This is a genomic window from Microcystis sp. M090S1 (genome assembly GCF_020246295.1).
GTDB classification, from domain to species: Bacteria; Cyanobacteriota; Cyanobacteriia; order Cyanobacteriales; family Microcystaceae; genus Microcystis; species Microcystis aeruginosa.
This window is the reverse complement of record NZ_JADBTF010000064.1, coordinates 1-11,795: the sequence shown is the minus strand read 5'-3', so window position 1 is coordinate 11,795 and position 11,795 is coordinate 1. Positions and strand designations below refer to the sequence as shown.

Annotated in this window: 11 protein-coding genes; 9 read left to right on the top strand and 2 right to left on the bottom strand. The window is 40.8% G+C overall.

Going from position 1 to position 11,795, the window contains the following annotated elements:
- The first annotated feature begins 108 nt into the window (after positions 1 to 108).
- From acnB to ureC, 9 genes are all read left to right on the top strand, one after another.
- Complete coding sequence (gene acnB / locus IM477_RS02760; protein WP_287730453.1) at positions 109 to 2,718, top strand: bifunctional aconitate hydratase 2/2-methylisocitrate dehydratase; 2,610 nt, start codon at positions 109 to 111, stop codon at positions 2,716 to 2,718.
- 14 nt (positions 2,719 to 2,732) lie between these two features.
- Positions 2,733 to 3,053: a DUF2584 family protein gene (locus IM477_RS02755; protein WP_287730452.1), complete on the top strand. Its 321-nt coding sequence runs from the start codon at positions 2,733 to 2,735 to the stop codon at positions 3,051 to 3,053.
- A gap of 6 nt (positions 3,054 to 3,059) precedes the next feature.
- A complete protein-coding gene (locus IM477_RS02750) occupies positions 3,060 to 3,890 on the top strand; it encodes a hypothetical protein (RefSeq protein WP_287730451.1) in 831 nt (276 codons plus the stop codon).
- A gap of 72 nt (positions 3,891 to 3,962) precedes the next feature.
- Entirely contained in the window at positions 3,963 to 4,139 is a 177-nt protein-coding gene (locus tag IM477_RS02745; RefSeq protein ID WP_002785471.1) for a hypothetical protein, read from the top strand.
- 99 nt (positions 4,140 to 4,238) lie between these two features.
- Positions 4,239 to 4,382 (top strand): hypothetical protein, encoded by a 144-nt coding sequence (locus IM477_RS02740; protein ID WP_002761373.1) that lies wholly within the window; start codon positions 4,239 to 4,241, stop codon positions 4,380 to 4,382.
- Between the two features lie 70 nt (positions 4,383 to 4,452).
- On the top strand, positions 4,453 to 5,652 hold the full coding sequence (locus tag IM477_RS02735; RefSeq protein WP_287730450.1) for an ATP-binding protein: 1,200 nt from the start codon (positions 4,453 to 4,455) through the stop codon (positions 5,650 to 5,652).
- A complete protein-coding gene (locus tag IM477_RS02730) occupies positions 5,652 to 6,365 on the top strand; it encodes a TOPRIM nucleotidyl transferase/hydrolase domain-containing protein (RefSeq protein WP_193958953.1) in 714 nt (237 codons plus the stop codon). Before IM477_RS02735 ends, IM477_RS02730 begins: the two co-directional genes overlap by 1 nt.
- A gap of 319 nt (positions 6,366 to 6,684) precedes the next feature.
- The gene (locus IM477_RS02725) at positions 6,685 to 7,605 is read left to right on the top strand and encodes a polyphosphate kinase 2 family protein (protein WP_287730449.1); all 921 of its coding nucleotides are present in this window, start codon (positions 6,685 to 6,687) and stop codon (positions 7,603 to 7,605) included.
- An 81-nt stretch (positions 7,606 to 7,686) separates the two neighbouring features.
- Positions 7,687 to 9,396 (top strand): urease subunit alpha, encoded by a 1,710-nt coding sequence (gene ureC, locus IM477_RS02720; protein WP_193958955.1) that lies wholly within the window; start codon positions 7,687 to 7,689, stop codon positions 9,394 to 9,396.
- 56 nt (positions 9,397 to 9,452) lie between these two features.
- On the opposite strand, the gene IM477_RS02715 is transcribed toward ureC, so the two are convergent.
- Positions 9,453 to 9,788, bottom strand: a complete 336-nt coding sequence (locus tag IM477_RS02715) for an LPP leucine zipper domain-containing protein (RefSeq protein WP_149978404.1) — start codon at positions 9,786 to 9,788, stop codon at positions 9,453 to 9,455.
- Between the two features lie 70 nt (positions 9,789 to 9,858).
- On the bottom strand, positions 9,859 to 11,795 hold a 1,937-nt coding region (locus tag IM477_RS02710; protein WP_287730448.1), incomplete at its 5' end, for a CHAT domain-containing protein.

The following is an 11,795-nucleotide window of genomic DNA, read 5'->3' as shown; positions in this document are numbered from 1 at the left end:
GTCAAACAGCAAAGTCATCTCTCGTTAACCTAGAAATTCAGAGACTAGCAAAAATCCAGTAACCTAGGAAGAAACCGTCACAAGTGAAGACTAGGAGACAATAGACCTATGTTAGAAGCGTATCATCAGCACGTTGCCGACCGAGCGAAATTAGGTATCCCTCCCCTTCCCCTCAACGCTCAACAAACGGCGGAATTATGCGAAATACTCAAAAATCCGCCCGAAGAACTCAAAGGAGAATTGCTGACCCTGCTGCGTGACCGTGTTCCCCCCGGAGTTGACGAAGCGGCCTACGTTAAAGCGGGATTTTTAACAGGAATTGCTAAAGGTGAAATAAAATCTAACGTTATCTCCCCCCAGGGTGCGGTTAGCTTACTGGGAACCATGGTCGGTGGTTATAACGTTCATTCTCTGATTGAACTGCTGAAATCCAGAGATATTAATATCGCCGCTGCCAGTGCCAGTGCTTTAAGTAAAACCCTACTGGTATTCGACGCATTTAACGAGGTTTTGGAATTATCCGACACCAATCCCTATGCTAAACAGGTCATCGATGCTTGGGCCAATGGTGCTTGGTTTATCGCTAAACCGAAACTTGCTAAAGAAATTACCGTCACCGTCTTCAAAGTCCCGGGAGAAACCAATACAGATGACCTATCTCCCGCTCCCCATGCCACCACGCGGCCTGATATTCCCTTTCATGCCTTGGTAATGTTAGAAACCCGTCAACCCGGGTCCTTAGAAACCATTGCCGAATTGAAAAAATTAGGCCATCCGGTCGCCTATGTGGGGGATGTGGTCGGGACTGGTTCCAGCCGAAAATCGGCGATTAACTCGGTTCTCTGGCATATTGGCGATGATATTCCCTTTGTGCCTAATAAACGTGCTGGTGGCTATATTTTAGGCAGTAAAATCGCCCCTATCTTCTTTAACACTGCTGAAGATTCCGGCGCTTTACCGCTTGAATGCGATGTTAGCCAAATGAACACGGGGGATGTGATTAAAATCTATCCCTACGAAGGCAAAATCACCAACGAAGCGGGCGCAACTATTAGCACTTTTAGCCTCAAACCTGAGACAATTCTGGATGAAGTGCGCGCCGGCGGTCGTATTCACCTCTTAATCGGTCGCAGTCTCACCGATAAAACCCGTCACGCCTTGGGACTTGAGGCTAGTACCCTATTTACTCGTCCCACTATGCCTAGTGACACGGGTAAAGGTTACACCCTAGCACAAAAAATGGTCGGCAAAGCTTGCGGTTTACCCGGAGTGCGGCCAGGTACTTCCTGTGACCCGATTATGACTACGGTAGGGTCTCAGGATACCACCGGCCCGATGACCAGAGACGAGTTAAAAGAGTTAGCCTGTTTAGGTTTTAGCGCCGATTTAGTCATGCAGAGTTTCTGTCACACGGCAGCCTATCCCAAACCGGTTGATATTCAAACTCATCACCAATTACCGGACTTTTTCTCTACCCGGGGTGGGGTGGCTTTACGTCCGGGAGATGGCATTATTCACTCCTGGTTAAATCGGATGTTATTGCCGGATACGGTGGGGACTGGAGGCGATTCTCATACTCGTTTTCCCCTGGGAATTTCCTTTCCTGCGGGGTCGGGTTTAGTGGCATTTGCCGCCGCTTTGGGAGTAATGCCTTTGGATATGCCGGAATCGGTTTTAGTGCGTTTTACGGGGGAATTACAACCCGGTGTAACTCTGCGCGATATTGTTAATGCTATTCCCTACGTCGCCATCCAAGAAGGCAAATTAACCGTGGAAAAACAGAACAAAAAAAATGTTTTTAACGGTCGCATTATGGAGATGGAAGGGCTGCCGGATTTGAAATTAGAACAGGCTTTTGAGTTAACCGATGCCACGGCGGAACGTTCCTGTGCCGGTTGTACGATTAAGTTAAGTACCGAGACAGTGGCGGAATATTTACGCTCTAATGTGGCCCTGTTAAAAAATATGGCGGCCCGGGGTTATAGTGATGCCAAAACTATCCTACGTCGGGTAGCAAAAATGGAACAATGGTTAGCTAATCCCGTTCTGATGGAGGCTGATAAGGATGCCGAATATGCGGATATTATCACCGTCAACTTAAGCGAGATTAAAGAACCCATTGTCGCCGCACCCAATGACCCCGATAATATCAAGTTAATGTCGGAATGCGCCGGGGATAAAATTGATGAGGTGTTCATCGGTTCTTGTATGACTAATATCGGTCATTATCGCGCCGCCGCTAAGATATTAGAAGGAGCAGGAGTTGCTAAGGCTAAACTGTGGATTTGTCCCCCCACCCGCATGGATGAAAAACAATTGCGCGATGAGGGAATGTATGGCATTTTTGCCGCTTCTGGGGCGCGTACTGAGATGCCTGGATGTTCCCTTTGTATGGGTAATCAAGCGCGGGTTGAAGACAGAGCAACGGTATTTTCTACCTCGACTCGTAACTTCAATAATCGCATGGGAAAAGATGCGCGAGTCTATCTCGGTTCCGCCGAATTAGCAGCGGTTTGTGCGCTGCTAGGACGCATTCCCACCGTCGAGGAATACCTCGCAATTGTCACCGAGAAAATTAATCCTTTTGCCAGGGATTTATACCGCTATTTGAACTTTAATGAAATCGCTGGTTTTGAGGATGAAGGCCGGGTAATTCCCTTAGAAGATTTACCTAAGATTGAGGATATTTTAGGGATTCCTTCTGGTGTTTTGAGTTAGTATGAAGGTTTAGGGTGAGCTATAAAAAGCTCACCCTCGTTTCAGAAAATAAAGAGGTAAAATTTATGGGGATGCCCTGTGAAGTGAATAGTATTTTAAAGTTAAAACCATCTCAAGGTTATCCAGAAAGTTTGGAATTATCTAAACAGTATCAAGGGAGCAAAGAAGATTATAGAATTATTACTGTTGATGTTCCCATTCCTTTGGTAAATGAACATTGGGTTGCCTACGCAGATGTTATCATTGAAAAATTAGTTTGGGAAAATCGTCAAACAACAGTTTTATTTAGAATTGATAGGATTTATCCAGTCCCTTTTATTGTCAAAGAAACTTGAAATTAGATGAAGGATCAACAACGAATAATTATTGCAAGAATTATTAAGTATGAATTTGATTATTTTCTCAGAAAATTCAAGCCTTGGGAAAAGCTCATATTTTTGTTATACTTAATAGTAGCGATTGTGACAGGTTTAGGGGATGCAAGTTCATTTTTTACAGGAGAGAATAGTCCTATACCTAGGGAATGGAAATTATTAAAAAGCCCTCAAATAGTTACGATTATATCTATTATTATCTTAGGAATTCCTGTTTTACTCTCTCAAACACAGACTGGACAAGATACTATTGAACTTTTAGAAACAATTCGCTTAAACATTGTGCCAGCAATCAGTAGTTTTTTAGAAGAATTATCTGTTAATATAAAACAAAAATTTAATCTAAAAGGCAATATCAGAGTATCCTTGTGGATACCAGTGAGACAAAAGTTATTTACTTGGAATCTCCAAATGGTATGTAAAACTAGCAATGTATCTGATAGGGAACTAGAGGCACTTTTTGAATTAGATGAAGGGGTAATTGGTTACACATACCTGAAGACTAAAAGAAAGTATGCGTTGGAGTTTATTGATATTTCTAATTCCCAGCAATTACCGTCTTCTTATGTCCCTCTCCAAAGAGACAATGAACTATTAATTAATCCTCATATAAAAATTGTGTTAGCTGTAGCTGCACTGCAAAAAAGTTCTATTCTGGGACTATTAGCTGTTGATACCGATGATAGTGCGGATTTAAGCTCAATGAATGATAGAAATCTGCATAGTAGTATTTTAGACTGGATGACACAATACAATAACGTTGTTAAATTACTCTGGAGAATGAAGAATAATGTCTAGGGTATTGACTAGGTTAAGCAATTGACTCATGATAACAGTAGGGGTAAGACCTAAACCACAGAGGAAACTATTATGTCTGAGTCACTAAAACAACAGAGACAAGCACCTAGTTTAAAGTTAATTGAAATATTAGAAGATGGTAGTGCCAAAACTTTTATCTACGAAGATCCCGAAAAAAAGAACAAATCCAGCTTTATTGCTCGAATAAAGGCTAAAATACAACAAAAACTCAGACCATCAGCTAATTAGTTCTTATGTATTTGCCAGATCATTTGTACACAAGGGGGTTATCTACCCCCGGATTTGTTTTTATAGTCAAGACCGATTAGTTTGATACATTCTAGATACATGAAGCTCTTATCCTGTCTAGTATTAATATTCTCAATCTTAATTGAAATCGCTGGTTTTGAGGATGAAGGCCGGGTAATTCCCCTAGAAGATTTACCTAAAATTGAGGATATATTAGGGATTCCTTCTGGTGTTTTGAGTTAGTATGAAGTTTAGGGTGGGCTTTTCATAGCTCACCCTATTGACGATTTTTGCGACCAAGGAGATTAAAATAATGAAATTAGACCAATTTGAATATATTTCTAATCGAGGCAACCCCAATGAATGGCGAATTGATGGATGTCAGTTAGGCAATATTAATTTAATCGTTGGTAAAAATGCCAGTGGAAAATCAAGAATTGTACGAGTAATCTACCTTTTATCAGAACTACTATGCGATGGGGGTAAGCTCGGTAATCGACCGACGAGAAAAGATGAATGGCATTTGTTGTTCGATAAAGACTCCGAGCATCAAACAGAATATTTTATAACAATCGAGAATGGATATATTACTCAAGAAAAGTTAAAAATAGGAGAAAAAATTTTTTTACAAAGAGATAAAACAGGAGAAGGGAGAATTTATGCAAAAGAACTAGATAAAGATATTCGCTTTCAAACACCTAAAACAGAATTAGCAGTAGTTAAGCGTAGAGATACTATCCAACACCCTTTCTTGGAAGATATTTATAAATGGTCTAGCTCTCTAAGATTCTATGAATTTGGAACACAACTGGGAAAAGATACCCTAGCTAAATTGCCGCCAACAACAGAATTATTAAAAGCTAAAACAGATACTAAAGATTCTGATTATGTTGTTGAAATATTTGTGCTGGGAAAACGAGAACATCATAATGAATTCACTCAAAGAATTCTTGACGATATGAATGGAATCGGTTATCAAATTGCAAAGATAGAAACTAAAGTACCGAGTTTTTTCAAGTCTAATATTTCGCCTCCTGAAAATTTAGACGAGGATTCATACAATTTACCAAAGTTTTTGTATGTGCAAGAAGATGGGTTAAAGTCTGTCACGGAACAATCGGAAATATCTCAAGGAATGTTCAGAGCTTTATCATTATTTATTCAGATTAATTACGCTATTTTGTCAGATCAGCCTAGTTGTATTATTATTGATGATATCGGGGAGGGTTTGGATTTTCAACGATCTTCAGCTATAATTAAACTTTTAATTGAGAAGGCGAAAACAGGCTTAGTGCAACTTATCATGACCACTAATGATGAGAATATCATGAATGGTGTTCCTCTTGAGTATTGGTCAGTTATCGAACGACAACCGGGAGTCGCTAAATTACATAACTATGCTAATTCTCCCGAACAATTTGAACAGTTTAAACATATTGGACTGAATAACTTTGATTTTTTTGCTAGTGAATACTACTTGCAGGAACCTAATTCAGAGGAGGTGATAGATTGATGTTACAGAAAAAACTAGCGATTTTTGTGGAAGGACAGACCGAAAGAATATTGATAACCAGGTTACTTCAAGAAATTGCAGGATACAAAAAAGTTTCTGTGGAAGTTTATCAAGTGCGCGGGGATAAAGCTAATCGCAAAATTGAACCGCTAAAATCAAATTCTATCGAAGTTGCTCCTTTCTTTATTCTTTTGTACGATTGCGGATGTGATTCTCATGTACTTTCCGATATAAAAAAACAACATGATAGTTTAACTAATAATGGTTATAAAAAAAATTTAGGTTTACGGGATCTATATCCCGAATCTCTAGAAAATAGAACTAAGGTAGAAAATGGCATTAAAGGATTTTTAAAACCTTTACTTCAGAACAAGGGAATTCCCATTTCGATGATTTTAGTGATTATGGAAATCGAAGCTTGGTTTTTAGGTGAATACAGTTTTCTGACTAAAATAGATAGTTGTTTAACATCTAAGTTTATTCTAGACAATTTAGGTTTCGATCTAAATGTCCTAGATGTAGAACAAATACCACATCCTAGTCAAGTGCTGGACAGTATTTATCAATTAATACAACGAAGCTATGATAAAAGCGAAAGGACTGTGGAAGAAATAGCTAGTCTCCTAGATTATGAGTTTATATATTTGCATCTAGTTGAAAAGATTAAACAACTCAAGCAGCTTATTGATGCAATCAACCTTTTTTTAAAGTAAAAATACATCTACAGCGTTTCTCATCAAGATAAAGTGTAACCTACTTTGACATCGACCACCTACTCCCCAAAACGAAAACTTCGCACCTCACCATTAAGATAACTGTTGTAATACTGCTCACTTAATATTCTATTTTCCTACCGATAACTGATAAACGGTTGACAGCTTAGATGTGTAATTAATTTTGCTTAGGGACTGACAGCTATTTAAATATACTTTTGCCACTTCATCCTTGGCTCGCCGGTTCAAGGGTTAGATATTTTCCGAGCAAAAGTGCTACAATGTAATCTTAGGGGTCAAAATAATCAAGGAGAAGAGCATGGTCAGCAAAATTGATCGCCAAGCATTTTTACAATCCTTAATAGTGCCACCGGGTAAAGAAATTTCTCTACACAAAGACTACGATCCCGGGTTTAAGCCAGACTACATTACCAAAGAAGATGCCACGCTGCTGCTGCAACAGGGTATCGAAAAAATGGCCGAGTTTCAAGATAAACTTTATGCCCAGGATACCTATGCCCTGTTAATTAATCTGCAAGCCATGGATGCGGCGGGTAAAGATGGTACGATTAGACACGTTATGTCGGGTTTAAATCCCCAAGGCTGTCAGGTATTTAGCTTTAAAGTTCCCTCGGCCGAAGAACTAGATCACGATTATCTCTGGCGATATTATAAAGCCTTACCGGAGCGGGGTCGTATCGGTATTTTTAATCGTTCTTACTACGAAGAATTATTAGTCGTGCGCGTCCATCAAGATTTATTGGAACGGCAAAAACTCCCCCCAGAAGACAGAACCAAGAAAGTTTGGCAGCGACGTTTTGAGGAGATTAATAATTTTGAAAAATATCTGGTTAACAATGGGGTTATTGTCCTGAAATTCTTTCTCAATGTTTCTAAAGAAGAACAGAAAAAAAGATTTTTAGAAAGAATTGATCGCCCTGAAAAAAACTGGAAGTTTTCCGAAAGTGATGTCAAAGAAAGAGCTTTTTGGGGTGATTACATGAAAGCCTACGAGGAGGTATTCAATCATACCAGTACCGAATGGGCTCCTTGGTATATTATCCCAGCTGGTCGCAACGCGCTCGCTACGCGAGAACGCAAATGGTTTACCCGTTTAGCTGTGGGGGCGGTTATTTATCACACCCTGGAATCCCTTGGTTTAAAATATCCCACCGTCACCGAAGAACATCGCCAAGCTTTACTGAAAGCCAAAGAAATCCTCGAAAACGAGCCAGATTAAAAATGGAAGAAAATCCCCAAAAAGCGATAATTGCCGGAAAATCGATCGTATAATCGATCTCGATTTTCAAGAATTCCCCCTATGAATTATCGCATCGATCGCCGCACCTATGCAGAAACCTACGGCCCCACCGTCGGAGATAAAGTTCGCCTGGCAGACACGGAATTATTTATCGAAGTCGAAAAAGATTTCACCAGCTACGGCGATGAGGTAAAATTCGGCGGCGGTAAAGTAATTCGCGATGGGATGGGCCAATCCCCCATTTCTAGGGAAGATGGGGCGGTAGATCTAGTGATTACTAATGCCTTAATTCTCGACTGGTGGGGCATCGTTAAAGCCGATGTGGGCATTAAAGACGGCAAAATTTATAAAATCGGTAAAGCGGGCAATCCCCACATTCAAGATAATGTCGATATTATTATTGGTCCTGCTACCGAGGCATTAGCCGGGGAAGGGATGATTTTGACAGCAGGGGGGATTGATGCCCATATTCATTTTATCTGTCCCCAACAAATTGAGACAGCGATTGCGTCGGGGATTACCACGATGATTGGTGGCGGGACCGGACCTGCGACGGGAACTAATGCCACCACCTGCACCCCGGGAGAATGGCACATCTATCGAATGCTAGAGGCGGCCGAAGCTTTCCCGATGAATTTGGGTTTTTTGGGTAAAGGCAATAGCAGTCAGCCGGAAGGACTAGCGGAACAGGTAAAAGCGGGGGTAATTGGCTTAAAACTCCATGAAGATTGGGGAACCACTCCGGCAGCCATTGATACCTGTTTAAGCGTGGCCGATAAGTACGATGTGCAGGTGGCGATTCATACCGATACTCTCAATGAGGCCGGTTTTGTCGAGGCCACTATCGCCGCTTTTAAAAATCGTGTCATTCACACCTATCACACGGAAGGGGCCGGCGGTGGTCATGCTCCCGATATTATCAGGGTTTGCGGGGAAATGAACGTTTTACCCTCCTCTACCAATCCCACGCGTCCCTATACGACGAATACCTTAGAGGAACACCTCGATATGTTGATGGTTTGTCATCATTTAGACCGGAGTATTCCCGAAGATGTGGCTTTTGCTGAATCCCGCATCCGCCGCGAAACTATTGCCGCCGAGGATATTCTCCACGATTTAGGGGCTTTTAGTATCATTTCCTCCGATTCTCAAGCGATGGGACGAGTGGGAGAAGTAATTATCCGCACTTGGCAAACTGCCCACAAAATGCGGGTACAACGAGGCAGACTGACCGGGGAAACGGGAGAGAATGATAATCTGCGGGCAAGACGATATATTGCTAAATATACGATTAATCCTGCTATTACCCATGGTGTCTCCGATTATGTCGGTTCCATCGAGGTGGGCAAATTAGCCGATTTGGTTCTCTGGAAACCGGCATTTTTTGGCGTAAAACCGGAAATTGTCCTGAAAGGCGGTTTAATCGCCTGGGCGCAAATGGGCGATGCTAATGCCAGTATTCCCACACCCCAACCGGTTTATATGCGTCCCATGTTTGCCTCTTTTGGTGGTGCGATCGCCAAAACTTCCTTGACATTTGTTTCTAAATATGCTATGAAAGCGGGCATTCCTGAGAAGTTAAAGCTGAAAAAAACCGCCGTGGCAGTGTCGAATACGCGCAATATCAGTAAGGCTAGTATGAAGCTTAATGACGCTTTGCCGCGCATGGAAGTTAATCCCGAAACCTACGAGGTGCGTGCTGACGGGGAATTATTAATCTGTGAACCGGCTACGGTTTTACCCATGGCCCAACGCTATTTCCTATTTTGAATTCGATTTCAGGAAACGGGTTTTTTCAAAAAACCCGTTTTCTTTTTGAATCACAGTTAAGGATTAGTAGGAAGGTTTGGTAAAAATAACTTAACTAATCCTGCCATTAGTGCAGCAACAATAGCAACAAAGATGATTCGATTAGTAAATTCCAAGTTATCTAGTCGTTTATTCACGCCTGTTAATTCTCCTTTAATATTTGCTATGTCAACTCTTAAGTTATTCACTTCTTCAGATAGCTTGTCTATTTTGCTATTAAGTTGTTCAGATAATCTGTCTATTTTGCCATTAAGTTGTTCAGATGACTTGTCTATTTTGTCATTAACTTCTTTGAATTGTCCTACAATAAAGTCTTTTAATTCTTTGAGGTCGTTTTCTGTAAATGTTGCCATTGTGTGACTCTCCTAGTAATTGTTTGTGATACCAATAATCTTACCACTAAGTTTAACTCCTAACCCTTAATCAGTCAAATTGCATCGAAGTTGCATCACCAGAAGGAATAAAACTTGACCAATAAAAAGGATGTTTTTGCTTCTCACCCTTGAGCATTCCTAATTGAATTTGTCGTAAAGCTTCACTGCGTCCTTCTCCTTTTTGTAAGCGTCCATAATAGGCGACCATTAAATCTTTAGTCGCATCGTCAGATACTTTCCAAAGGCTAATTAATTGGCTTTCACTTCCTGCAATAACTAAAGCACGGCGCAATCCATAAACTCCCTGACCGATTTTAATATCTCCTTTCCCCGTATCGCAAGCGGAAAGGACAACTAATTTGGTTCCGACTAAGTTTAAATTGGTAGTTTCTAAAGCAGTTAAAACCCCATCATCTCCTGCACTTTGACCGATTTTAACTCCTGCTAAAACTAACCCAGAACGCAATAAAGGATTCTCAAGCACATTGCTTTCTGGTTTAAAAAAACCATGAGTAGCGATGTGGAGAATATTCGTTTTTTTAACTTGTTTGACGGCGTTTTCTGTGGCTTGATAACCCGTTAAAACAGTGGATTGAGGTAAGATATTTTTAATCGCTTTAGCTTCTTGTTCTGTACCCGGAAGACCGGGAAAAGTAAACTCAGACAGGTCTATGGAACGAGTGAGAGCGACTTTTTCCCCTGCTTTACCATAGAAAGGATCAGCTACAATAAGCGGAGATTGTTGACTAGCAAATTTATCTTTAAGGCGCAATAAATCTCGTCCAGAAGTGAGATAGGTAATATGATAATTTTCCACTAAGTATTGATTATTTTCATCTACTAAAGCTTCAAAAGGAATTAAATTAAGTGCAGCATCAGGAGAAAGCAGAATTGTTTTAGTATTGCCTAATAATTGACGGATAGGCTGCATCAATGTCTCATCAAGTTGACGCGCTGATTTTTGCAGTTGAGGGAGAGGAGTTTCTGCGTCTGCAAGATTGTCACGAAAGTAAATTAATTTGTCATCAATCGGTTTAGCTTCCCCTAAATCCTTGGCTTTGATGTCACCATTTGGATAGAGAATATAAACAGCATAGCGAGGAATGCCAAAACGTTGATTTTCAGGTGCTTTAGGATTAAAAGGTCTATAGCGGACTATTTCAACTAAAGCAGCATCAGCAGGAATTAGTTTTTGAATACCTTCCAGGGTAATGGGTTGGGATAGGCTACGAAATTCGGCACTACGAACACCGATTTTACCCTCTATTTCTTTTGCTTTTGCGGTAACTTCTTCAAGTTGTTGACGGTAAATTTCTTGTGAGGGGAAATCATCAGGCTTTTTAAAAGTCAGGTTAGATAGTTGAGTCCGAACTTCAATCAGTTGAGTTAATAATTGTTGACTTTCGAGGTCATCAGTACGTTGTCGGAGAATTTGTAAGCTATTGGTTGAAACATCTAAAATTCGTCCTTTACGTTCTAAGATAGTTTTCAAGGCGAGACGGGTTACTTCTGGGTTATTGGGTGCAGCTTGAAGATTGAGGGAAATCACCGAATTAGTCGTCCCTAAAACCTTTGCCATATAATCTTGTTTTTGCTTGTCATCCCCCATTTTTAGATTTTCTAAGAGGTTGTATTCTTCTACTGCAAGTCCTTGGCTGAGATAATTAATGGCTTGAGGAATATCATCTTGAGACTGGTAAAATAAAGCCAAATTGATGAGACTTTGTGCGGTATTGGGATGGTTGTCCCCTAATTGTTTTTTCCTGATAGCTAAAGACCTGTTGTAGAGGGGTTCGGCTTCACTGTATCTTCCTTGAACTCTGTAAAGTTCTGCCAAATTGTGGAGACTGGCGGCGGTAGCGGGATGGTTGTCCCCTAATTGTTTTTTCCAGATAGCTAAAGACCTGTTGTAGAGGGGTTCGGCTTCACTGTATCTTCCTTGAACTCTGTAAAGTTCTGCCAAATTGTGGAGACTGGCGGCGGTAG